The 24281-nt window shown below is 70.9% G+C and carries 19 protein-coding genes; 13 read left to right on the top strand and 6 right to left on the bottom strand.

Annotated features, from left to right (window positions below; all coding sequences use genetic code 11):
• Positions 1 to 2: 2 nt before the first annotated feature.
• Genes AB0O76_RS07060 through AB0O76_RS07035 form a run of 6 tightly spaced genes read right to left on the bottom strand, consistent with a single transcriptional unit; the run spans position 3 to position 11774 of the window.
• Positions 3 to 4763, bottom strand: coding sequence for a beta-ketoacyl synthase N-terminal-like domain-containing protein (locus AB0O76_RS07060; RefSeq protein WP_365486269.1), 4761 nt, complete (start codon positions 4761 to 4763; stop codon positions 3 to 5).
• On the bottom strand, positions 4756 to 6750 hold the full coding sequence (locus AB0O76_RS07055; protein WP_365486267.1) for a non-ribosomal peptide synthetase: 1995 nt from the start codon (positions 6748 to 6750) through the stop codon (positions 4756 to 4758). The genes AB0O76_RS07060 and AB0O76_RS07055 overlap by 8 nt, the downstream gene beginning before the upstream one ends.
• The gene (locus AB0O76_RS07050) at positions 6747 to 7790 is read right to left on the bottom strand and encodes a hypothetical protein (RefSeq protein WP_365486265.1); all 1044 of its coding nucleotides are present in this window, start codon (positions 7788 to 7790) and stop codon (positions 6747 to 6749) included. Before AB0O76_RS07050 ends, AB0O76_RS07055 begins: the two co-directional genes overlap by 4 nt.
• Positions 7787 to 9046, bottom strand: coding sequence for a Coenzyme F420 hydrogenase/dehydrogenase, beta subunit C-terminal domain (locus AB0O76_RS07045; protein WP_365486263.1), 1260 nt, complete (start codon positions 9044 to 9046; stop codon positions 7787 to 7789). Before AB0O76_RS07045 ends, AB0O76_RS07050 begins: the two co-directional genes overlap by 4 nt.
• Positions 9043 to 10359 carry an aspartate aminotransferase family protein gene (locus tag AB0O76_RS07040; RefSeq protein ID WP_365486261.1) on the bottom strand — a complete coding sequence of 439 codons (1317 nt, stop codon included), beginning with the start codon at positions 10357 to 10359 and terminating at the stop codon, positions 9043 to 9045. Before AB0O76_RS07040 ends, AB0O76_RS07045 begins: the two co-directional genes overlap by 4 nt.
• Complete coding sequence (locus AB0O76_RS07035) at positions 10356 to 11774, bottom strand: 3-phosphoshikimate 1-carboxyvinyltransferase (RefSeq protein WP_365486259.1); 1419 nt, start codon at positions 11772 to 11774, stop codon at positions 10356 to 10358. The genes AB0O76_RS07040 and AB0O76_RS07035 overlap by 4 nt, the downstream gene beginning before the upstream one ends.
• A 131-nt stretch (positions 11775 to 11905) precedes the next feature.
• Here AB0O76_RS07035 and AB0O76_RS07030 point away from each other — a divergent pair, with 131 nt between their 5' ends.
• From AB0O76_RS07030 to AB0O76_RS06970, 13 genes are all read left to right on the top strand, one after another.
• A complete protein-coding gene (locus AB0O76_RS07030; protein WP_365486257.1) occupies positions 11906 to 12385 on the top strand; it encodes a hypothetical protein in 480 nt (159 codons plus the stop codon).
• A gap of 138 nt (positions 12386 to 12523) precedes the next feature.
• On the top strand, positions 12524 to 14026 hold the full coding sequence (locus tag AB0O76_RS07025) for an AMP-binding protein (protein ID WP_365486255.1): 1503 nt from the start codon (positions 12524 to 12526) through the stop codon (positions 14024 to 14026).
• Positions 14027 to 14124: 98 nt separating this feature from the next.
• A complete protein-coding gene (locus AB0O76_RS07020) occupies positions 14125 to 14403 on the top strand; it encodes an acyl carrier protein (RefSeq protein WP_365486253.1) in 279 nt (92 codons plus the stop codon).
• Positions 14400 to 14777 carry an ectoine synthase gene (locus AB0O76_RS07015; protein WP_365486252.1) on the top strand — a complete coding sequence of 126 codons (378 nt, stop codon included), beginning with the start codon at positions 14400 to 14402 and terminating at the stop codon, positions 14775 to 14777. Before AB0O76_RS07020 ends, AB0O76_RS07015 begins: the two co-directional genes overlap by 4 nt.
• A gap of 11 nt (positions 14778 to 14788) precedes the next feature.
• Entirely contained in the window at positions 14789 to 15955 is a 1167-nt protein-coding gene (locus tag AB0O76_RS07010; protein ID WP_365486250.1) for an acyl-CoA dehydrogenase family protein, read from the top strand.
• 12 nt (positions 15956 to 15967) lie between these two features.
• Positions 15968 to 16654, top strand: coding sequence for a transglutaminase-like domain-containing protein (locus AB0O76_RS07005; RefSeq protein WP_365486249.1), 687 nt, complete (start codon positions 15968 to 15970; stop codon positions 16652 to 16654).
• 1 nt (position 16655) lies between these two features.
• A complete protein-coding gene (locus AB0O76_RS07000; protein ID WP_365486247.1) occupies positions 16656 to 18023 on the top strand; it encodes a TrpB-like pyridoxal phosphate-dependent enzyme in 1368 nt (455 codons plus the stop codon).
• Positions 18020 to 19276 carry an ATP-grasp domain-containing protein gene (locus AB0O76_RS06995; RefSeq protein WP_365486245.1) on the top strand — a complete coding sequence of 419 codons (1257 nt, stop codon included), beginning with the start codon at positions 18020 to 18022 and terminating at the stop codon, positions 19274 to 19276. Before AB0O76_RS07000 ends, AB0O76_RS06995 begins: the two co-directional genes overlap by 4 nt.
• 36 nt (positions 19277 to 19312) lie before the next feature.
• Positions 19313 to 19822: a hypothetical protein gene (locus tag AB0O76_RS06990; RefSeq protein WP_365486243.1), complete on the top strand. Its 510-nt coding sequence runs from the start codon at positions 19313 to 19315 to the stop codon at positions 19820 to 19822.
• Between the two features lie 5 nt (positions 19823 to 19827).
• A complete protein-coding gene (locus AB0O76_RS06985) occupies positions 19828 to 20316 on the top strand; it encodes a cobalamin-dependent protein (RefSeq protein WP_365486241.1) in 489 nt (162 codons plus the stop codon).
• Positions 20313 to 21716 (top strand): methylaspartate mutase, encoded by a 1404-nt coding sequence (locus AB0O76_RS06980; protein ID WP_365486239.1) that lies wholly within the window; start codon positions 20313 to 20315, stop codon positions 21714 to 21716. Before AB0O76_RS06985 ends, AB0O76_RS06980 begins: the two co-directional genes overlap by 4 nt.
• Positions 21713 to 22957, top strand: coding sequence for an ATP-grasp domain-containing protein (locus tag AB0O76_RS06975; protein ID WP_365486237.1), 1245 nt, complete (start codon positions 21713 to 21715; stop codon positions 22955 to 22957). The genes AB0O76_RS06980 and AB0O76_RS06975 overlap by 4 nt, the downstream gene beginning before the upstream one ends.
• Positions 22958 to 23063: 106 nt before the next feature.
• The gene (locus AB0O76_RS06970; protein ID WP_365486236.1) at positions 23064 to 24278 is read left to right on the top strand and encodes an MFS transporter; all 1215 of its coding nucleotides are present in this window, start codon (positions 23064 to 23066) and stop codon (positions 24276 to 24278) included.
• Positions 24279 to 24281 lie beyond the last annotated feature (3 nt).

Genomic DNA, 24281 nt, shown 5'->3' with positions numbered 1-24281 from the left:
GGTCAGTGTTCCTCTCGCTGGGTTTCGTCGGTGGCTTCTCGCGGGGCCTCGCCCGTGCCAGTGGCCTCGGACAGCAGTTGCTCGGTGAGGTCCGGGTCCAGCGCGGCCAGTTCCGCCGCCAGTGCCTCGATCTCGTCGGCGTCGGTGAGGGCCGCCGTCCCGGGTACGGCGCTCTCGGCCTCCTGGCGGGTGTCCAGCCGCTGCTGGACGAGGCCGGCCAGGGCGGCCGGTGTGGGATCGGCGAGCACGTCGGCCAGCGGTACCTCCACGGAGAAGAACTCGCGGATGTCCGACAGGAGTTTGACGATGAGCAGGGAGTCGCCGCCGAACTCGAAGATGTCGCCGGACGGTGGCATCTCCTCGTCGCCGAGCGCGTCCCGCACCAGCCGCGTCACCTGCTCGCTGAGGTCACCGGCCGAATCCGTCTGGGTGTGCGGGCCGGGCGCGGTGGTGCGCGCGGTCGGCTGTGCGATCCGTTCGTCGCGTACCCACTGGTCGAGTCGGTGCCCGATGTCCCAGGTGGACACCGCCACATGGGAGACGTCACGCAGGGTCAGCAGCCGGCGGATGGCCTCAAGACCCTCCTCGGGCTGGATCGCCTTGTCGTCCATGCTCCGTCCGATGGCGGAGATCGCCCGCTTCTCGTCCTGGTGGTGCTGCCACACGTCCCAGGCCGCGCTGATCCACACCGTGCGGTCCAGGCCCCGGTTGGCCCGTTCCGCGGCGGCGTCCATGTAGTGGTTGGCCGCTCCGTAGGCCAGCAGCCGCAGTCCGCCGAGGACTCCGGCCAGCGAGGAGAGCATCAGGCAGAAGTCGACCTGGCGGCCGGTGAGGACCTGCTCCAGGGCGATCTGGCCGTGGGCCTTGGGTACGAAGTGCCACTGGCATTGCTCGACGCTAGCGCCGGTGATCGCCCGGTCCCACTGCTCGCTGGGCAGTCCGGCCGCGTGGACGACGCCGTGCAGCGCCCCGAAGTGCCCCTCGACGCGTTCCACGGCAGCGCGCAGACCGTCGACGTCGGCCACGTCCGTGTGGACCAGGAAGGTCTCGGCGCCTGCGGCCTCCAGCTTGCGGAGCCGGATGATGCGCAGCGCCGTCTCGTCGTCGGCGTCGTGGCCGGCGAGCCAGTCGTCCCACTGCGCGCGGTCGGGCAGCGGCTCCCGGGTCAGCAGAGCAAGACGGGCCCCGCACTCCTGGTGCAGCCACTGGGCGATCAGCGAGCCGATCTCGCCGAGGCCGCCCGTGATGAGGTAGACGCCGCCGTCCCTGAGCCGGGACCGGGCGGCGGTGGACCAGTCGGCCTGCACCGGTGCCAGGTCGGCGGTCCAGCGCCTTTCGCCGCGCAGGGTGACGGCCAGCTCCGGCCGTCGCTGCCCGGTGAGTTCGGCGGCGAGGGTGCGCAGCGAGCGCTCGTCCACGCCGCGCGGCAGGTCGAAGTGGCGTGCGCCGATGTTGCCGTGCTCCTGGCCGATGACTCGCGCCGCGACCGCCAGCGACACCAGTTCGGCGGCGGGCTCCGGTTCGGCGCCGGTGACGGCGTACGCTCCGGCGCTGATCAGGTCCAGTTGCAGCGGGCTTGTGACATCGTGCTTGCTGAACGCCTTCACCAGGGCGATCAGGCTGTACAGCCCGTTGCGCTGGGCCTGTTCGAACCGCTCGATGCCCCGCTCGGCCGGCAGCGGCGCGGTGGACCAGGCGTGCACGACACGGCCGGGCAGCCGGTCCTCGGAGAGGAGTTCGCCGACCAGCCGGCTGTGGTCCTCCTCGGAGTCGGCGCGGACGGTGAAGGTGTCACCGTCCCGGCCGTACGCGTCGCCCGCGACGACCGTGAGCACCGTGCCCGCGCAGGCGTGTCCGGCGAGGCGGGCGGCGGTGCCCTGGGGGTCGGCGAACAGCAGCACGGGTTCCGTCAGCGGCTCCGTGTCGGCGTCGAGCGTGCCCACGGCGGGCCGCCACACCGGTGCCGAGAACCACTCGTCCAGGGGCAGCTTGCCCGGCGCGCGGGTCGCCGTGCCGCCCGCCCCGGTCAGGACGCCCGAGCCGGGCTCGACCCAATAGCGGCTGCCTTCGAAGGGATACGTGGGCAGGGGTGCCTTGTGGCGGCTGCGGCCCGCGTAGTACCCCGCCCAGTCGGGGGTCAGGCCCATGGCCCACAGCCGGCCCAGGGAAGCGGTCAGCGCGGTGAGGTCGGCGGCCGGGTCCTTGCCGCGGGCCGTGGAGGTGATGACCGGTATCCCGGTCTGCCGGTCGGGATGGCGGCGGACGAAGGTGGCCAGCGTGTGACCGGGACCGACCTCGACGAAGACCTGGTCCCCCTCGCCCAGTGCGGTCGCCACATCGTCCGCGAACCGGACCGTCTCCCGCAGATGCGCCCCCCAGTAGGCAGGGTCGGTGGCCTCCTCGTCGAGGATCCAGGTGCCGGTGCGGTTTGACAGGAAGGGGATCTGCGGACGCCGTAGTTCGACCCCGCGCAGCACCTCGGTGAGGGGGGCCACAGCTTGATCCATCAGGGCGGAGTGGAAGGCGTGCGAGGTGGAGACCTTGCGGTGGGTGATGCCGGCCGCCGTCAGGGCGGCGGTCACCTGGTCCATCGCCTCCTTCGGGCCGGCGACCGTGCACACCCCGGGCTCGTTCACCGCCGCCAGGTCGACTCCGTCGACGAGGTGGCGGGCCACCTCCTCGGGCGTGGCCATCACGGCCCGCATCACACCGCCGGGCAGCGCGTCGACGAGGCGGCCGCGCTCGGCGATCACCCGCAGGGCGTCGGGCAGGGTGAACACCCCGGCCAGAGTGGCGGCGACGTACTCCCCCACGCTGTGGCCGATCAGGGCGGAGGGGCGGATCCCCCAGGACATCCACTGCTGCGCCAGCGCGTACTCGACGGCGAACAGGGCGGGTTGGGTGAGCGCGGTGCGGTCGAGGTTCAGCCGCTCGCCCTCATAGCCGCGCGGTCCCGGGAAGAGGGCGTCCCTGAGGTCGAGTCCGATGTGGGGATCGAGCAGCTCGGCGCACTCGTCGAACGTGGTGCGGAAGACGGGGAGGTGCTCGTACCAGCCCTGGCCCATGGCCGGGTACTGGGCACCCTGTCCGGGCAGCAGGAAGGTGATCCGGCGGTCGGCGGGGTGGCCGGAGTCCTGGAACACGAACCGGGGATCGGCGGTGCGCAACGCCTGTACGGCGGTCGCCCGGTCCGGCGCCGTGACGACGGCCCGGTAGTCGAAGGTGTGCCGGGTGGTGGCCTGGGTGTAGGCGACGTCGTCCAGGTAGGTGTCGCCGGGCGCGTCCGTGGCCGCGGCGTCCTGCGGCGCGGTCTCGTCCAGATGGTCGGCGAGTGCGTGGCGCGCCTTCTCGAGCGCCGCCGGTGACTTGGCGGAGACCGGGATGACGACCACGGGGGGCACGGTCGCCGCATCGGCGGGGGCGGCCGCGGTCTTCGGCGCCTCCTCCAGGACGACGTGCGCGGTGGTGCCGCCCATGCCGGTGGAGGTGACGGCGCAGCGCAGCGGACCGCCCGCGTCCTGCCACGGCCGCACCTCCGTGCCGACCTGGAAGCGGGTGCCGTCGACCGGGCACTCCGGGTTCCACTCGGTGAAGTGCGGGGTGGGCACCAGGGTGCGGTGGTGCAGCATCAGGACGCACTTGATCAGGCCGGCGACCCCCGCCGCCGTACTCAGATGCCCGATGTTGGCCTTGACCGAGCCCAGGGTGAGCGGGCCGGCGTCCGACACCTCGTAGGCCTGGGCGGCGGCGGACAGTTCGATCGGGTCGCCCATCCGGGTCCCGGTGCCGTGTGCCTCCAGGTAGCTGACCGTGGCCGGGTCCACGTCGGCGACCGCGAGGGCCTCGCCGAGCACGGCGGCCTGCCCGGAGACGCCGGGCGCGGTGTAGCCGGCGCGGTCGTTGCCGTCGTTGCCCACCGCTGAGCCGCGCAGCACCGCCCAGACGGTGTCTCCCTCGGCCAGTGCGTCCTCGAGGCGCTTGAGTACGACGACTCCGACGCCGTTGCCGAACACGGTGCCGTCCGCGTTCGCGTCGAACGGGCGGACGACGCCAGTGCGCGAGGTGATGCCGTCGGGCTCATGGACGTAGCCGGCCTCCTGCGGGAAGCGCAGGGCCACACCGCCGGCCAGCGCGACGTCGCACTCCTGGGCCAGCAGGCTCTGCGCCGCGAGGTGCACCGCGACCAGGGAGGTGGAGCACGCGGTCTGTACCGCGATGCTCGGTCCTGTGACCTTCAGGTGGTAAGAGGCGCGGGTGGTCAGGTAGTTGGGGTCGTTGCCCATCAGCGTGGCCATGTCCTGCTGCATGCGCTGGAGCGAACCGTTGAACCCGCGCTCCCCGGTGAGCACGTTGTTCAGCAGATAGGTGCTGGTCAGCGATCCGGCGAAGATTCCGATACGGCCGTCGTAGACCTCCGAGTCGTGGCCGCTGTGCTCCAGGGCGGCCCACGCCGTCTGGAGGAAGACCCGCAACTGCGGATCCATGCGTTCGGCTTCGCGGGAGCTGAGAAAGAAGAACGACGCGTCGAACTTGTCGGCGTCCTCCACGACGGCAGCCCGCCGCACGTAACGGGGGTGCGCCAACGCCTCCTCGGGCACTCCGGCGGCGCGCAGGGCCTCCTCGTCGAGTTCCGTGACGTGGCTCGTGCCCGCGAGGAGGTTGCGCCAGAACTCGGCGTGGTCACGGGCGCCCGGGAGCCGGCAGTCGAGGCCCACCACGGCAATGTGCCCGGACAGTGAGTCCTGGTGCGGTTGTTCAGTCACGTGTGCCTCCTGAGGCGGTGTCATGAGCTTCGCCGGGCAGCGGGCTCGGGTACGGGCTGCGGGGTGTGCGGACCGACGGCCGGCGGGATGCGCGGGCCGCCGCGCGACGACGCTCGCCACGGTTCTGTCCGCGGGCGGCGCCACCGCCGCCGGATCCGGCGGGGGACGCCGAGGAGGCCGAGAGCAACCGGACCAGGGAGCGCACCGTCGGCGCTCGGTACAGGTCGGTCATCCGCAGGTCGGGGGCGATGGTGCGGGTGAGGCGCTCGTGCACGCCGGCCATGCGCAACGACGTACCGCCCAGGTCGAAGAAATTGTCGTCGAGGCCCGGCCGGAGCACTCCGAGCGCCTCGCGCCAGGCGGCGAGGACGGCCTCCTCCACGGGGGTGCCGGGAGCCTCGGGGCGGTCGGCGGACAGGCCTTGCCGGTCCTGCTCGGTGAGGGGGTCGGGCAGTGCAGCCCGGTCGATCTTGTGGTTCGCCGTCAGCGGCAGCTCGTCAAGGACGAGGTACGCCGTGGGCACGGCGTGGTCGGGCAGGACCCGGCGCAGCGCGGAGCGCAGGGCGGGCCCCTCTGGCGGGACGCCGTCGGCGGGCACCACGTACGCGGCGAGCTGGCGTTCGCCCGACCGGTCCGTGAACGGTGCGACCACCGCCTCGCGGATCTCCGGCAACTGTTTGAGCGAGCTCTCCACCTCGCCGGTCTCCACCCGGATGCCGGAGATCTTCACCTGGAAGTCGCGGCGGCCGACGAGCAGCAGCGTCCCGTCGTCCAGGCGCCGCGCGAGGTCGCCGGTGCGGTAGGTCCGCGCCTCGGGAGTGGCGCCGGGTGCGAGGTAGTCGCTGACGACGACGATCTCGCCCTCGCCGGGACCCTGGACCGTGCGGCCGTCGGTATCGGTGAGCCGCACCTCGGTCTCGGACACCGGGAAGCCCAGGGGGAACACGCCGGTCGGCGGTCGGTAGCCGAGGTCGGCGACCCGCAGCAGGGCGCAGGAACACTCAGTGGATCCGTACGCCCCCGCCACGCGGCACGACGTCTCGAAGCACCGTCGGCACGCCTCCAGGTCGGCGAGGTGGAGGGTGTCCCCGCCGAGGGCCAGCATCCGCATCGCGGGCAACCGGGTGCCACGGCTCTCCATCGCCCGCACGAGCGCCCGGAACACGGGGAGCGTCGAGTGGTACACGGTGATCCGCTCGGTGTGCATCCACTCCACCAGGCCCGTCACCCCCAGCGCCTTGAGGTCGACGGGGTACAGCGCGGCCCCGGTCAGGAGGGCGGAGAAGGTGTCCTGGACCGCCGAGTCCCAGCTGTAGGCGGACTGCAGCGACAGCCGGTCGTGCGGGCCGATGCGCAGGCCGTCGGCCCAGGCCCTGGTGTGGTGCAGTACGTTGCGGTGCGGCTGGGACACGGCCTTGGGCCGGCCGGTGGACCCGGAGGTGTACAGCACATAGGCCTCGGCGTCCGGCAGCGCGCGGTCGACGACCTCGTCACCGGGGTGGGTGTGCCGCGTCAGGTCTCCGTACGACAGCACCGGTAGCTCCGCCTCGGATGCCAGACGCGCCGCGAGGCCGGACTGCGGGGCACCGGTGACCAGGGCGTGGATGCCCGAGTCGGCCGCCATGAAGGCGAGCCGCTCCGGCGGGTAGGAAGCGTCGAGCGGGACGTACGAAAGACCGGCCCGCAGGACGCCGAGCAGGGCCGCGATCATCTCCGCGCCGTGCGAGAACAGCAGCCCGACCCGCTCCCCCGGGTTCAGGCCCGCGGCGCTCAGCCCATGGGCGATGTGGGCGGACCTCTCGCGGGTCACCGCGTAGGTCCAGCGGGTCTCCGGGGTGACGACGGCCGTCCGGTCGGGGTGGGCGGCGGCCATGGCCAGGAACCGGTGGGACAGCGTGCGGGCCTCGGCGGGAGCCGGGAACGGGTGGTGACCGCTGGCCGCGTCCGGGACAGCGGTGCCGGTGGCGCTCGTCTTCAGAGGACTCACCTCGATCCGTAGTCGAAGATCACGGCGGGGTACGCCGGACGTTCACGCAGTTCGGCGTATGCCTCCGTGGCCCGGTCCAGCGGCAGCCTGGGGAGCCGCAGGAGGTCCGGCCGGATGGCTCCGGCACCGATCAGGTCGAGCGCCCGCTGCAGGTTCTCGGTGACGGTCCCCTCGCCCTGGGGAGCGGTGACCTCCGTGAGCCCGCGGGCGTACGACGGGTCGCGGTATCCGGCACCGCAGCGGGCCGCGTAGCGGATGTCCAAGTTGCCAAGATCGACGCTGAAGTCGACGCGCGCCGTGAACCGGCCCACCCCGACCAGACGGGGCCGGCCGGGGGCGCGGGCCGCCCAGCGGGCCGCGGCGGCGACCGTGTCGCCCGCCTCGCCGGTGACACACAGGAAGACACAGCGGCCGCCCTCGGCCGGTGAAGCCGCCCCGTCCTCGGGGAAATCGCGCCCGGTGTGGGACTCCAGGCCCAGGGCCGCCGCGGTGCGCGCCCGGTCCGGACGCAGGTCGAGGACGGTGGTCCGGTGTCCCCGGGCGGCGGTGATCTGCGCGACGAGCAGGCCGACCATCCCGGCGCCGACGACCGCGGTCTCGTCACCGGGTCGCAGACCCGCACGGTCCACGGCGTGCACGGCCGTCGCGGCGAGGTTGGCCACCACCGCGTCCGCCAGGTCCATGTCGTCCGGGACGGGACGGCACAGGCGGTACGGCACGACGACCACGTCACCGTGCACGGCCTCGCCCCAGCCCATCGCGGTCACCCGGTCCCCGACGGCGAACCCGGGCGCGCCCGGGCCGACCGCTTCCACCACGCCGGCCGAGCAGTAGCCGAGTGGGAAGTCCTGTGCCGTGCCCACGAAGCGGTCCAGGTAGTGCAGTTCGGTGCCGGGGCTGACCAGGCTGTGCGCGGCCCGGATCCGCAGTTCGCCGGGGCCTGGCGGGCCGGTGCGCACTTCCTCGACACGGGGCAGCGGATGCCCGCCTGCCAGGAGTCTGCGCGAGGCCAGGTGGGCGGTGCCGGGTGGCGACGTCACTCGTCCTCCTCTCGCCGTGCCGTCCCGTGCGCGGCGGCCTGTTCTGTGTCCGTGCCCTCCGGAGCCGCGATCCAGCGCTCGTCGGGGACGACGTCCAGCTCCTCCCGGTGGCCCGGGATGGGCCCGGCCGGTATGACCTTGTCGGCCTGCTCGTAGGAGGCCCGCCGGTTGCGTTTGCGCTCCAGGCCGAGGTTGAGGCCACGCAGTTCGACCGGACGCACGGACAGCAGCCGGTGCTCGCGGGCCGCGGAGACCGCGTCGGCGCCGACTCCGGTACGGACGAACACGCGCCCGTGCTTGGTCTGTTCGCTGCGGTTCACGCTCGCGGCGAAGATGTTCGGATCGCCGTCGCTGACGCTCACGTCGGCCAGGCCCGACATCCAGTCGCCGCATGAGAGGCAGCGGTGTGTCTTGTTGGCCGCGAAGTCGCGCACCGCCTGCCAGAACGGGACGACGTGGCCCTCCCCGTCGTCGGTGCGGATGGCGATGTCACCGGGGTAGTCGCCCTCGCGGTAGCGCAGCCGTATCACCGACTCGGCCGGGACCAGCGCGCGCTGCTCGATCACCGAACGGGTCCCCTCCGGGCGGGTGCTTGAGGAGCAGGCCGGCTCCAGCATGAGCACCACATGGTCACGGGCCCACCGGCCTGCCTCGGTGTCCATCGCCTGGAGTTTGCGCATGGCCTGGATGTGGCAGGCCACGCCCGTCAGCGCCACCCTGGCGTCGGGCTCCTCGTCCATCACTTGCCGCAACGCGCCCAGGTACGGGGCCAGTTGATAGGTGGACTGGGCGGTCTCGGTCAGCTCCGCCGCGTCCCGGACGATCGCCGGGGCGGCCCGCCACGGCTCGTCCGGGTCCCGGCCCATCGACAGGACGACGTCCACGTCCAGGCCCAGCAGGGCGGTCTGGAGCAACGTGGTGAGGCTGCCCCCGCTCGCCGATGACTCGTAGACCGAGGGGGTGAGGGAGTGCCCGGCGAGAACCTCGGCGAAGATGCCGGTCCACCGTTCCTCCGGGGTTCGGGTGCGGCCGAACAGCCGCTCCTCGGAGCGCGGGGTCTGCGGGTCGGCACCGGGGCAGACGTCCAGGCAGTCCCCGCAGGTGCCGCAGTCGGGCTCGGTCCAGGCGGGCTCGGTCAGCACCGGGGTGAGGCCCTCGAAGCCGATGACGCCGGGCGGGCAGGCGAGCTGGCAGGCTCCGCACACCGTGCACAGGTCGTTCTCCAACACGTCCTTGGCCAGCTGCGCGAAGCTCATCGCCGGATCCCCGCACCTGCGTCGGCCGCGCGAACCGTGGCGGGCAGGTCGCGGTCGGCCTCGCCGATCGCCGCGGTCAAGCCCGTGATCAGGGCGCGGTAGTCGCTCTCGGCAAGGAGCGCAGGCGGGACGATCTTGATGGTGGCGTCCTCAGGACCGCCGCCGAACAGCAGCAGTCGGCCGCGCAGCGCGGCCTCCCTGACCGTGCGGGCAAGACCCGGGTGAGGGCGCCCGTCCAGGACGCAGTCGAAGGCGGCAAGCGCCCCGGCCGCGCGCACCCGGCCCACCCACGGGAAGGCCTTCGCCAGGCGGGCGAGATCGTCCGCAAGCAGTGCCCCCAGCGCCCGCGCCCGGGCGGGCAGGTCCTCCGCCTCGACGGTCTCGAGCACCGCTGCGGCGGCCGCGCAACTCATCGGGCTTCCGGAGAACGTGGAGGTCTGCACGCCGGCAGGCAGCGCGTCCAGCACCTCGCGCTCGCCGACGACAGCACCGATCGGGAACCCGTTGCCGAGCGTCTTGCCCACGAGGGTCAGGTCGGGTGTCTCGGACATGAGCTCGGCGGTGAACATCCGGCCCGCGCGCCCGAGCGCGGTATAGATCTCGTCGAGGACGAGCAGGGCTCCCCGCGCGTGCGCGGCCCGGGCGATCTCGTCAAGCAGGGCGGGCGGAACGATCAGGACGCCCTCGGTGACCTGTACCGGTTCAAGGACGACGGCAGCCGTCCCGCCCAGCCGGTCGGCCTGGTCCAGCGCCGCTTCGAGGCCGGACAGGAACGCGGCGGTGTCATCGGGGCCCACCGCTTCGGGGTGGCGCAGTTCGGGCAGGGAGGCGGTGACGACCGCGTCGGACGCCAGCGCGCTGTACTGCCGGAACTCCGCCCGCCAGGTCAGTCCCAGGGCGCCGGTGGTCTTGCCGTGGTATCCGTGGGTGAATCCGACGACGGCTCGATGCCCGGTGGCCGCGCGGGCGATCTTCAGTGCGCTCTCGACCGCTTCGGAACCGGTCACCGTGGGCAGTACGGCGGGCGACCGGTACGGGGAGAGTCCGCCCAGTCGGCGGATCAGGTCGGCCCGTGCGTCCGAGCCGAGCTTGCAGCCGGTGTGCACCAGCCTGCCGAGCTGGGCCGTGGCCGCCGCGACGACGGCCGGGTGCTGATGCCCGAGAGTCGCCGCGCCACTGCCCGACGTCGCGTCGAACCAGGCGGTGCCGTCGTGGGTGTGTAACCAGGGGCCCTGTCCGCTGTGGAACTCCGGCCCCATCGTGGTGCCGGTGGACCGCGCCTCTGCCACAGTCTTCTCGCGGTTGCTGTTCATCGTTGGGCGACCTCGGTGATCCTCGCGCCGACGGCACGCTGTACCTCGGCGAAGTCGGGAAAGGACGTGCGATGGCAGGCGCCGCCGGACACGGTGGTGCGGCCGGGCAGGCTGGTTGCCAGGGTGGCTGCGGCCATGGCGATGCGGTGGTCCTCGTAACTGGGCACGTGACCGGCGGACAGCGGTGCGCCGCCGTTCACCAGCAGCCCGTCGTCGGCCACTTCGATGCGCGCCCCGAAGGCGGCTCCCATGCCCGCCGTGGTGGCCAGCCGGTCGGTCTCCTTGAAGCGCAGCTCATCGGCGCAGCCGATCCAGGACCGGCCGGGCAGCGTGGTGGCGACGGCCGCGAGGAGGGGCACCTCGTCGATCAGCGAGTGCAGGGTGGACGGGTCGTCCACGCGGACGCCGGTGACGCCCTCGGTGCTGCCCCGGACCACGATCGTGCCGACCGGTTCGCCGCTGGAACCCAGGCGCGTGTCGCGATAGCGGATGGCCGCGCCCGCCCGGCGCAGTACGTCGAAGAGCCCGAGCCGCGTCGGGTTCAGACAGACGTCCGGCACCCTCAGCTCTCTGCCGCCGCCCGCGAGGAGCTGCGCGACGACGGGGTACGCGGCGAGCGAAGGGTCGGCGGGTACGTCGATGACCGGCGGCACGGTGACGGGGCCGCCGTCGTAGCGGACCTCGCCGGGAGAATCGGTCAGGGCCGCGCCGAAGGCGGCGAGCATGCGTTCGGTGTGGTCCCGGGAGCGAACGGGATGGCGCACGGTCACCGGGAGACCGGCTGCAACCGCGGCGAGCAGCACTCCGGACCTCGCCTGGGCGCTCCCGACGGTCAGCTCGACAGTGCCGGGCCGGTGGACCGTGCCACGCACAAGGACGGGCAGCCGGCCGGCGTCCCCCAGGTGGACGATGTCCGCACCGAGCTCGTTCAACGGCTCGACGAGCCAGGACATGGGCCGGTGCCGCAGGGTTTCGTCGCCGTCGACCACGGCCGTGCGACCGAGGCCGGCGAGCACCCCGATGAGGAGCCGTGCGGCGGCGCTCGATCCTCCTGTTTCGAGGTACGGCACGCCGTCCGGCCAGCGTGCGATGTGTGGATGGGGGCGCCGCGGCTGAGGGGTGACGGGGCCGCCGCGCTCGACGGTGAGGCCGTCGGCGTCCACGGTCGTGCGGTGTCCCAGGGCGCGCATGGCCGGAAGCAGCGCGCGTACCGCGCCGCCCAGGTTGGCGTTGCGGACGGTGAGACGGGACGGAGCGCCGGGAAGCATGGCCGCCAGCAGGGCGCGGTGGCTCACCGACTTGTCGCCGGGCACCGTGACGGAGAGGGCGGCCGCCGGGTGGGGCGACCGGCCCCCGTCCACCACGAGGTCGGCCGACATGGTTTTCGGCCTGTCGAAGGGTGACGTCTCGAACACGCAGATGCTCCCTAACCTGACCCGCTGCCTGCGGGGAGTGGCGCGCGGCCGGAACGGCTTCCGGGCACGGCTCATGGCCCGCCCCTGGAAACCGAAGTGGCGGGCACCCTGGATCGCGAACGTGGGCCCCCGTGTACTGGCGCGACATCATCCCGTGTGCCGACCAAAAGCAAACAGAAAGTGGATGTTTACCTGGTCCGCGGATAATCGGTGATTTCAACTCCACCTACGAATGGGCGGAAGGCGCTGTTCCGTGCTGTGCGGCGGATCGGATTGCAGTGAAAGTGATGATCCAATGGATGTGGATTTTTTCTCTCACAAGTTCTGACGCCTGTCAACAGTTGACTGATGGAATAGGACGCGCCTGTCGGTGGGGTACAACCGTGCCGTGCAGGGATTTTGGAACGGAAGATCAGATTCTCGCTGTCCGAAAAGGAACTATTGACGTTGCCCCGGAGCGCCCAAGTGGAATGATCAATTCCGGCAGGAAGTTATTCGATCAGTGGCCGGATATGGGCGGAGGATCTGCGGCCAAACGTCAATTGGTTGCAAAAATACCTGGTCAGAGCCAACGCGTGGACAGTAATGGGGATCATGAAAAAACGAGGTGATTTCTCACGGCCGTGGGGTATCGTCGCCACGTTGGTTGAAGTTGGGACCCGGACTCGCGTTCGGCTCCCACACTTGTCAGACCGAGCATCTATTGACGTTTCAACGTTAAAGGTGCGACAGCGGTATGACAGCAGAGAGTGGTTACGGGGGATACGGGGAGAGAAGTGTCAAAATCGTTGGCCGGCGATGTTCTCGCCCATGCCGGGCGAACGCCGGAAGCATCCGCGCTGCTATGGAACGGCACCGCTGTCACCTATGCAGACTTGGCAGAACTCAGTCAACAGGCCGCCGACAGAATAGGTTTATCGGCCCTCCAAAGAAATGCGCCGATCGGCCTACGCGTCAGGAAATCACCGGACTCGATCGCGATGATCCTCGCCTGTCTCGCCGCGGGCCGGACGGTGTTCCTGCCATCGCCGGAACTCGGGCACGACGTGCTGGACCGGCTGTCACGGCGGGCCGGTTGTCCGGACCTGCTGACGACGGGGGACGGTCCGACGGACCTGCTGACGACGAGGGACGGTCCACCGCCTGCGGCCGCCGTGCCGCCGGACACGAGTCTTCTGCTCTCCACCTCGGGATCGACCGGTCTGCCCAAACTCGTGCCGCTCGGCGCCGCGGCCGTGGACCGGTTCACCGCATGGGCCGCTGAATCCTTCGGAATCGGACCGGGCACGAGAGTCCTCAGCCACGCACCGCTGAACTTCGACCTCGCCCTGCTCGACATCTGGGCCACACTGCGCCGGGGCGGCTGTGTGATCCTCGTCGACCCGGAACGGGCCGCCAACCCGCGCTATCTGGCGAAGCTCCTGCACGACACCCGGCCCGAGGTCGTCCAGGCGGTACCCATGTTCTTCCGCCTGCTCACCCAGGCGTCGAAGGACCCGAAGCGCATCGCCGATGTCAGGCACGTACTGCTGACCGGCGACCACGCCCCCCGCCCGCTGCGCGGCACGATCGCGCGGATGTTCCCGAACGCCCTGTTCCACAACGTCTACGGATGCACGGAGACCAACGACAGCCTGGTGCACTCGTGCACGGCCGAGGAGGCAGCCGAACGGGAGGTGCTTCCTCTGGGGCAGCCGCTCCCGGGAGTACACATGTACCTGCGAGAGTCGGACGCGGTCCTGGCCGGGCCCGGTATCGGCGAGCTGGTCGTCTCCACACCGTTCCAGGCTCACGGCTACCTCGGCTCCGAGGCGGCGGACGAGAGCTTCTTCCTGGAGGGCCCCGAGCCCGACGCGCGCAACTGGTTCCGCACCGGCGACCTGGTGCGGCGTACCCCCGACGGCGAACTGGCCCTGGTCGGTCGCACCGACTTCCAGGTCAAGGCCGCCGGCGTACGCGTGAACGTGGAAGAGGTGGAGCGGGTGATCCTCAGCCACGAGCAGGTACTCGACGCCGTCGTCGTCGCCGTACCCGACACCCTCGCCGGAACGCGTCTGTGCGCCCTCGTACGGACCCGCCCCGAGGTCGCACTCAGCGGCCTGAAGCTCCTCGCGCATTGTTCTGCCCGGCTCGCGCGACCGGCTGTGCCCACCGTGCGCCTCACACAGGACCCGCTGCCCGTCGGCCCGACCGGAAAGCCCGACCGGACCCGCATTCGCGACGCGTTTCGGACAGACCCGGCGCTCGCCTGACCTCCCGCGGGCCGGCGGCAGACGCCCTGTCACCTGCATGCCGTCCGGTTCCGCACCATGCCTGCACGCATGCCGCTCGATTCCTTGGAGACTCCTGCATGAGCCTGGAACGCGAGATCACCGAGCACATCGTGTCGACCTATCTTCCCGGCACTCCCGTCGACGAACTCGAGCCGTCACTGGACCTGTTCGACAGAGGAGTGGTGAGCAGTCTGCAACTGCTCGAACTCATCGAGTGGCTGCGCAGCCGGTATGCCATTCCGGTCGACGACCTGACGCTGTCTCCGCGGACGTTCCGCTCCGTGGCAGCGATACGGGAGTTCGTGGAGAACGCCCAGAAGCCCTACGCGCGAGTGGACGGGGAATTACGGGGATGATCGTCAGAAGGAAAGAAGGGGTGAAGACCGTCGACTGGGGCAACGGCCTCAGCTACCGCTTCCTCCTGCAGGGCGACCGGATGGGATTCACCGTCTGTCACACCGTGGTCCGGGCCGGCACCAAGTCGCTGCTTGAGTACCGGCGTCACCTGGAGGCCTGCTACTGCATCGCCGGGCGCGGCTGGGTCTCCACGGTCGACGGAGGCACTGCGCACGCACTGATCCCGGGCGTGCTCTACGCGCTCGACGAGCACGACGCGCACTTCCTGATCGCGGCCCCGGACGTTGATCTCGAGCTGGTCAGCGTCTTCAACCCGCCGCTCCAGGGCGATGAGCGGCACGCCCTGGACGAGGACGCGTTCTCGCAGTACTGAGGGAGCCTCGAGTGATTCGGTGGAGCGAGGAGCAGCAGGCGCTGCGGGCCGCGGCCGAGAAGGCCGGCGACACCGCGGGAGCCGATCATCTGGAGCGTGACGGTCCAGGCCGCTTCGCGTGGGACGGCTGGGCGCGACTGCGTGACATCGGCCTCTTCGGGGCGCCGTTCGACGCCGCATGGGGCGGGGCCGGTCTTGACCTGCCGACCACGATGTACGTCCTGGAGGGCCTGGGCCACGGGTGCCGCGACGCCGGTCTGACCTTCTCGGCCGTCACGCACATGGTCAGCACGGGCGTACCGGTGCAGCGTTTCGGCTCGCAGGCCTTGAAGGCGCGCTACCTGCCGGCCGTCTGCGCCGGGTCGCTGATCGGAGCACACGCGATCACCGAGCCGGAAGGCGGTTCCGACGTGCTGAACATGCGCACCACGGCCGTCGCCGATGGCGACGCGTTCGTGGTCAAGGGCACCAAGTCGTTCGTGAGCAACGGCCCGATCGCCGATCTGGTGGTCGTGTATGCACGTACTGCGGCGGCGGGTGCCCTGGACGGCATCACCGCGTTCCTGGTCCCGACGGACACACCTGGCCTCGCCGTCGGCGCACCGACCGCCAAGATGGGGCTGCGCACCTCGCCCACCTCGGAACTGTTCCTCGACGACGTCCGGGTGCCCCGCACCCACCTTTTGGGCGCGGTGGGTTCGGGATTTCTCGTCCTCGACGAGGTGATGAAGTGGGAGATCCTTTGCTCGTTCGCAGGCACCCTCGGTGAGATGTCCCACCGCCTTGAACGCTGTGTCGATCACGTCCGCAACCGAGTCCAGTTCGGTGTGAACATCGGCTCCAACCAGGCGATCTCACACCGGATCGTCGATATGCGGATGGACCTGGAGACATCCCGGAAGTGGCTCTACGACACGGCGGAGAAGTTCACCGACAAGCAGGGCATAGCCACCGACCTGGCCATCACCAAACTCGTGGTCAGCGAGGCGAACGTACGGTCCGCGCTGGCGGCGGTGCAGATATTCGGCGGAGCCGGATACAGCGCCGAGTACGGGATCGAGAAGGAGCTGCGGAACGCGGTCGCCGGGACCATCTACTCGGGCACCTCGGAAATGCAAAGGCAGCGCCTCGCCACGTTCATGGGCCTGCACAAGTCCCCTGCGGTGCAGGGCGGTTAGAGGAGTGCGCACATGACGGAAAGCCTCGGTGCGACGATGAGCCCGACGGAGTTCCTCGATCACGATTCGCCGGTGGTCGGCGAGTTCGTCGACCGGACCCTTTCGGGCACCGGCGCGGCCACGGCCACGGACCGGGCCGTCGCGCTGTACTACGCGGTCCGGGACGGCATCCGGTACGACGTCTACGACGCCGACCTGTCCCGCCGGGGGCTGACGGCGAGCGCGGTCATCGAGCGGGGTGCCGGATTCTGCGTCCACAAGTCCATCCTGTACGCGGCCGCGCTGCGCGCCGTAGGCATCCCCAGCCGGATCGTCTACGCGGACGTACGCAACCACCTCGCATCCCCGCGACTGCGGGAGCTGGTCGGGGGTGACGTCTTCCGCTTCCACAGCCTCACATCGGTCCACCTCGGCGGCGCGTGGCTCAAGGCGACACCGGTCTTCAACAAACTGCTCTGCCGCCTCTACGGCATCAAGCCGCTCGACTTCGACGGCCGGACGGACAGCCTCTACCACCCGTACGACGAGCAGGGGCGGCGGCACATGGAGTTCCTCGCCCTGCGCGGTGAGTTCGACGACGTTCCCTATTCCCTGGTCACCGATGGCCTCAGGCAGGCGCATCCGCTGCTCTTCGCGAGCGCGGACCGGACGGCTGCGGGCTCGCTTGCCGCGGAGGCCACTATTGCGGAAGGTTCCTGACATGCCGAGGACAAAGTTCTCGCTGGCCGATGCCGACCTGCCGACCCACTGGTACAACATCGCCGCGGACCTGCCGGGACCGCCGCTCGCACCGGCCCTCAACGCGCGGACGGGCAAGCCCCTGACGCTCGACGAGATGGCCCACACCATGCCGGAGCCGCTGATCGAGCAGGAGACCGGCACGGACCGCACCTACGAAATCCCGGAGCAGGTACGGGAGTTGTACGCGCTATGGCGGCCCTCCCCGCTGTTCCGCGCCCACCGCCTGGAGCGGACCTTGGACACTCCGGCACGGATCTACTACAAGTACGAAGGTGTGGCACCGACCGGCAGTCACAAGCCCAACACGGGTATCCCCCAGGCCTACTACAACCATCTGGCCGGCAAGACGGGCCTGGTCACCGAGACGGGCGCCGGCCAGTGGGGCAGCGCCACCGCGCTGAGCGCCTCGTTCTTCGGCATGGCCGCGAAGATCTACATGGTCAAGGTGAGCTACCGTCAAAAGCCGTACCGCAGGGCGCTGATGGAGACGTACGGCGCGGTCTGTGTGCCGAGCCCAAGCCCGGACACGGCGGTCGGCCGGGCCGTGCTCGCCGACGACCCGGACTGCCCCGGCAGCCTCGGCATCGCCACCTCGGAGGCGCTGGAGGCGTTCGCCCAGGACCCCTCGCTCGGCTATGTGCTCGGCAGCGGGGCCCAGCACGTCCTGCTGCACCAGACGGTGATCGGCCAGGAGGCCGTCCGGCAACTGGAGTTGGCCGACGACTACCCGGACATCGTGGTCGGCTGCGCGGGCGGCGGCAGCAACCTTGCAGGACTCGCGTTCCCCTTCCTGGGCGCCATGCTGCGCGGCGGCACACCGGTGCGGGTGATCGCGGCGGAGCCGGCCGCCTGCCCCACCCTGACCAAGGGCTCGATCGTGTACGACTACGCCGACACCGGTCGGCTCGGCCCGTTGTTCCGGATGCACTCGCTCGGCCATGAGTTCGTGCCGCCGGCCGTGCACGCCGGCGGGCTGCGCGCGCACGGTATGGCTCCGCTGATCAGCCGTGCGGTGGAGGACGGGTTGATCGAGCCCGTCGCCGTCGGCCAGGTCGCCTGTCTTGAGGCGGGCGTCACCTTCGCCCGCGCCGAAGGAGTCCTGCCGGCACCCGAGTCGACGCACGCCGTCCGGGTCGCCATCGACGAGGCGGTGCGGTGCCGGGAAGAGGGCGTCTCCCGGGCCATCGTGTTCGGCCTGTCCGGCCACGGCCACTTCGACCTGGCCGCCTACGACTCGTACTTCGCCGGTGAACTGACCGAAGCCGAGGCCGACGACAAGGCGCTGGCCCGGGCCGCGGCGAGCATCCCTCAGGTGGCCGCCGTATGACGACGACGGCCGCCGTCGTGGATGCCCACGGCATAGGGGCCTTCCTGCCGACGGCCTTGGCCCGGCACGGGGTCGCGTGCGTCCACGTGTGCTCCGACACCCCGGACCTCCAGATGGCGGGCCGGGCTGCCGGGGACTTCGCGGTGGAGATACGGCACCACGGCGATGTGGCCGCCACCGCCCGGGAGCTACGGACGCACGGTGTCGGCTTCGTCATCGCAGGGACCGAGTCGGGCGTCCTGCTCGCCGACCGGCTTTCGGCCGAACTCGGCACGCCCGGCAACGGCATGGCGCGGCCAACGGCCAGGCGGGACAAATACGAGATGACCACGGCCGTCCGCGAGGCCGGCCTGGCCGCCGCGGCGAGCATCGCCACCTCGTCCATGGCGGAGCTCACACGGTGGGCGCGGGACCACGACTCCTGGCCGGTGGTGCTCAAACCGAGGGCCAGCGCCGGTACGGACAACGTCCGTTTCTGCCACTCGGAGCAGGACATGAAGGAGGCGTTCGAGGCCGTCACCGCAGGCACCGACCGCTACGGCGGTCACAACACGACGGTGCTCGCCCAGGAGTACCTGCACGGTGACGAGTACTTCGTCAACACCGTCAGCCGCGGCGGAGCCCACCACATGGTGGAGGTGTGGAGATACCACAAGAGCCCCGTCGACGGCGCCCGTCCGATGTACGACTTCGAGGAGCCGGTGCCGCCGGAGGACCCGTCCGTCCGCATCGTCGTGCCGTACGCCCTGTCCGTCCTGGACGCGCTGGAGATCCGCAACGGGGCGTCGCACACCGAGCTGATCCTCACCGCGCGCGGCCCGGTACTGGTCGAATGCGCCGCGCGGGCCGGCGGATCGCACGCCCCCGCAGTGGTCTCGCGCTTCCTCGGCACCGACCAGCTCGACTGCATGGCACGGGCGATCGCCCGGCCCGAGGACCTCACCGAACGCCGGCTGCCGCGCTACCGGCCCCGGTCCCGGTTGCGGTACGTGACCCTCATCAACCCGTACGAGGCGGCGGTCCTTTCGGCCGAGCACCTGGCGGCCGTGCGGTCGCTCGACTCCTTCGTCGACCTGGTGCTCACCCTCCCGCAGGACGCACCGCTGCCCCGCACCGTCGACCTGTTCACCTCACCCGGCTACCTGTACCTCGCCGCCGCCGACACCGACCGGGTCGAGGCGGACTACCGGAGACTGCGCGACTTCGAGAAGAACGGCCTCTACGTCGCACCCCCGGGCGACCGGCCGGCCTGACCCGGCATCACCTCCCACCGAAAGGCACCCGCTCCCATGACCCAGACGACGTCCTCCCTCGACGGTCTCGCGGACTACCCGGCGGACTGGACGCACCACGCCAAGCGGATCTTCCCGGGCGAGCCCCTGCACCTGCCCGGAGCCTGTCTGAAGTGGTACGACGTCCGAGGCGCCGACCAGGAAGCCACCCCCGAAGTCAGCGCGGAGGCACGGGACTTCCTCGCAACGGAGGTCGTGGCCGAACGGCTCGAGTTCCGCCAGGAACTGGGGTTCGTCCTGCTGCACCGGGACGGCGCCAAGTACTTCATGCTCGTCTGCGTCTGGCGGGACAAGAACGAGATGTGGCAGGGCCTGTACTACAAGGACGACGCGGGCTTCCTTCCCTACCCCCCGAAGGCCGGCTTCCTGCGGCCCACCCAGAGCATCGAGGAACTCGACGCCACCGCCCACGAGCGGCGCGGCTGGTCCCGCTACCTGCTCTCGGCCCGCGACCACGCCGCCAAGCAGGCGTACATCGACGACCTGTGCACCGGCGAACTGGTCTAGTTCACATGTCGACGCCATGGGAGCATCCGCGGACCCCCGCACTCCGTGCGCCCGGCGGCCGCAGGCTGGTCGTCCTCGGCGTGGCCGCCAGCGATTGCCACGTGGTGGCCAATCAGCTCATCGCTCATTTCCTGGGCGAGATCGGGTTCCATGTGGTCAACCTGGGCGCGTGCACCTCCGTAGAGGAGTTCGCCGATGCCTGCACGCAGCACCCGGAGGCCGAGGCGCTCCTGATCGGCAGTCTCAATGGCCATGCCCACGACGACCTGCGCGACCTGGCGGATGCCAAGTTGTCGGGACGCATCCGCTGCCCGGTCGTGGTCGGCGGGAACTTGTCGGTGGGCAGCCGGAAAGACCCATCGGCCCTGGCCCGGCTGTACGCCTGCGGCGTGGACCGGATCGTGGCGGACCCCGCCGACCTGCCCGCCGTACTGGACGAACTGCGCGCCGCCCGGGCCACGGACGGGCGGTTTGCGCAGCCGGCCGCGTCATGAACCGGCCCAGTTCCCTCACCTCGGCGGGGCGCCGGGGGCAGCGGCGCGGCGCCGGAGTGGCCAGAGCCCTGCCCGATCTGCGGGAGACCGTCTCCTACATCGCCTCGCTGGGCAAACCCACTGTGGCGCAGGTGCTCGGCGAGGTGCGAGCCCGGCGGCGGGTGGCCGTTCAGCCTCGATGCGGAGTGGGCGGCCACAAAGAGATGAAGGCGCTGTTGCTCGACCTGGAGACTGAGGCCGAACCCGACGTCCTCACCGTGACCATCGACTCCCACACCCGGCTGCGGCGCTTCGAACAGGCGGCGCACACCCTCGCCACGCGGCCGGAGGACCTCAACGGCTATCCACTCGTCGCCCACGGGTGGCGCCGAGGCCGGGAGCTCAACGAGGCGGTCGCGGCGCCGCTGGAGGTGCGGCACGGCTCGCCGGACCCCCGGATCCTCTTCGACGTCTCCCTCGCCAGCGGCATCACGTCGTTCGAGGGGGGCGGGATCTCGTACAACTTGCCCTACGCGAAGGCAGTGCCGCTGGCCGAGTCGCTGGCCGCCTGGCAGGCCGTGGACAGAAGGTGCGGGGAACTGGCCGAGGCGGGGGTCGTGGTCGACCGGGAGCTCTTCGGCACCCTGACGGCCGTGCTGGTGCCGCCGTCGGTCAGCCTGGCTGTGAGCGTCCTTGAGGCGGTGCTCGCCGTCGGCGCCGGGGTGCGGTGCGTCTCCGTCGCCTATCCGCAAGGCGGTCATCTGGCCCAGGACGTGGCCGCACTGGAGGCCATCCCGGCGCTGGTCGCGAGATACCTGCCGGCGGGCGTCGACGTCCACCCCGTGCTGCACGAATTCATGGGCGTCTTCCCCCGGCTCCGCCGCAACGCAGAAGACCTGATCCTCTATGGCGCCCTGGTGGCAAGGTTGGGCGGCGCCTCCAAGATCATCGCCAAGACCCACCAGGAGGCGCTGGGCATCCCCGGCGCACGCGCGAACATCGAGGGGCTCAGGCTCGCCGACCGGTGCAACTCCCCGTTGCTCGGATTCCTGTCCGTGGACCGGGACCAGGTACGCCGTGAGCGGGAGTGGATCCTCGCCGAGGTCGAAGAGATCGTCGAACCGGTCCTGGCACACCGGGACTTGATTCCGGCGATTGTCGAGGCCTTCGAACGGGGCACCCTCGACATCCCGTTCAGCGCCAGCCGGTTCGCCCGGTCCCGGGTCATCCCGAAGAGGGACCCCGAGGGAGCCGTCCGCTACCTGTCCGCCGGCGGCCTTCCACTGTCCGTCTGCTCGCTGGCCCGCCACCGGGAACTGCTGCGCCTGCCCGCGAGACCCGGCCTGCCGGCCCGCCTGTTCGCCGATCTGACCGCCGACATCAACTACTTCCCGAACCTGTTCAACGAGGAGTCCTCGTGACGAATCCGAAACGCATCCTCCTCGTCGGAGGCCCGGGGTACCAGCTCCAGAAGGCCAAGGACCTGGGTCTTGACGTCGTGTACTGCCAGTTCGAGCAGGACTTCGCTCCCGAACAGCGGGGCCTGGTCGACGACGTCCTCCTCACCGACTACACCGACTGGACGACCCTGCGGCCGCTGGTGGAAGAGGCGTACGAGAAGTGGGGCTTCTCGGCCGCCGTCTCGCTGACCGAGCCCGGCCTCGACCCCGTCGCGCGCGTCAACGACCTGCTGGGTCTTGGCGGAACGCCGTACGAGGTGAGCCATCGGTTCACCGACAAGTGGCTGATGCGCCGCCGCCTCGCCGAGACGGCGCACGACGGCCTGCTGCCCGTGGCCGCGGAGCTGGTGGACGGCCACGAGAGCCTCGTCCGGTTCGGCGCGGCACACGGCTACCCGTTCATGGTCAAGCCCACCAACGGCACTGCCAGTTTCGGCGTGATGGTGGTGCGGGACGGCGCCACCACCGAATCGGTCTGGCGTCAGGTCCAGCACCTGCGGGTCGGCTCCGGGCATCCGCTGATCGACGCCTACCGGATCGACCGTTTCGTCATGGAGGAGTACGTCGAGGGACCGCTCTACAGCGCCGAGGCGTTCAGCTTCGGCGGCCGCCACGTGGTGATGGCCGTGACGGAGGCGATCACGGAGAAGTCGAACCACGTCCATGTCGGACACGCCATCCCGGCCCGGCTCAGCCCTGACGTCGAGCAGGCGGTCGCCGACACGGCGGTGGCGTTCCTCGACGCCATGGGCTTCCGGGACGGCCCCACGCACACGGAGATCATCCTCGGCCCGCGCGGCCCGGTGATCTGTGAGTCGCAGAACCGGGTCGGCGGCGCGCTGCTGACCGACATGATCGAGGACGTCTACGGGCACGACCCGATGTCGATGGCCATCGGCTGGCCGGTTGGCCTGGTGGAATCGCTGCCGGAGCGGCCGGTGCCGCACGGGGCAGCAGCCAGTTGGCTGCTGCTGGCCGACGAGGGACGGGTGGACCGCGTCGACGGCCTCGACACGGTGCGGGCGGAACGGGACACGGTGGCGGTCGACCTGTGGGTCGGCCCCGGCGACCTGGTGCGGCCGTTCGCCGGTCAGTGGGACGGCCTTGGACACGTGGCCACCCGGGGCCCTGACACGGACACCGCCGTCGCCCGGTCCCGCCGGGCCGCCGGCCGGCTCGTGATGCACACCCGCCCGGAATGACGGTCGTGGGTCGATCACCGGCAACAGGTCCGGCGACGAGCCGGCCCACCCAAGAGGCATGGAAGGGGACCTTACTGATGGGCCGTCCGATCCTCAGGTGCACCGTATGACGGCATCTGCCGATCCGCAGCACCCGGCCGCCGAGGCACGACCGCGGCTGCTGAGCCGGGCGCTGCTGATGCGCTTCGTCACGGTCGTCGGCGCCTCGGCCAGCTTCTTCCTGCTGCTCTCCGTTGTCCCGATGTACGCGCAGAGCGTGCCGGGTCGAGGCAGCGACGAGGCGGGCCTGGCCACCGGCGCGCTGATGCTGGCGACGGTCGTCGGCGAGCTGATGGCCCCGTGGCTCGCCGCACGCTGCGGCTATCGCGTGGCGCTGGGCGCGGGGCTGCTGTTGCTGGGTGCTCCGGCGCTGGTTCTGACGGTGTCGCAGAGCATGGTGTGGATCGTCGCGGTGTGTCTCGTCCGCGGTCTCGGCTTCGCGTTCACCGTCGTGGCGGGCGGGGCGTTGACGGTGTCGCTGATCCCGCCCGAGCGTCGGGGCGAGGGTCTTGCCCTGACCGGCATTGTGGCCGGTGTGCCGTCGCTCGTGGGTCTGCCGCTCGGGGCGTGGCTGGCCTCGCACACGGGATACGGGCCGGTCTGCGCGGTGGCGGCCCTGCTCGCGCTGGTCTCCATCGCCGCCGTACCGGGCCTGCCCGACCGGGAGGCGTCTGCGGGCCCGCCCCTCGGTGTGTTCGCGGGGGCCCGTTCCGGCGCGATCACCCGGCCTGCGGTCGTCTTCGCGGTGACGGCGCTGGGCGCGGGGATCGTCGTCACGTTCCTGCCGCTGGCCATGGCATCGCGCCATTCCGGCGTGGTCGCCGCGGCGTTGTTCGTCCAGCCGGCCGCCGCGACAGTCTCGCGCTGGTTCGCCGGCCGACACGGCGACAGGCACGGGCCCGCCGGACTGGTCATGCCGGGGCTGCTCGCCTCGGCTGCCGGCATTCTCGTCGTCGCTCTCACAGACGTCCCCATCGCGGTCGTCGTGGGCGTGGCCGTGTTCGGGATCGGCTTCGGCATCACCCAGAACGCGACCATCACGCTGATGTACTCCCGGGTCCCGCCCTCCGGGTACGGGACGGTGAGCGCCCTGTGGAACGTCGCCTACGACGCGGGTATGGGCATCGGCGCGGTCGGCTTCGGCGCGGTGGCCGGCCTGACCGGCTACCCCTGGGCGTTCGTTCTGACCGCAGCCCTGATGCTGACGGCCGTCGTCCCGGCCTGGTGGGACCGAGCGGCAGTGGGCAGGCAACGTACAGCGACCAGGGAGGAGCAGCGGTGAGCG

It is taken from the genome of Streptomyces sp. NPDC086554 (genome assembly GCF_040686095.1).
Lineage (GTDB): Bacteria > Actinomycetota > Actinomycetes > Streptomycetales > Streptomycetaceae > Streptomyces.
This window is presented reverse-complemented; position numbering and strand designations above follow the sequence as displayed.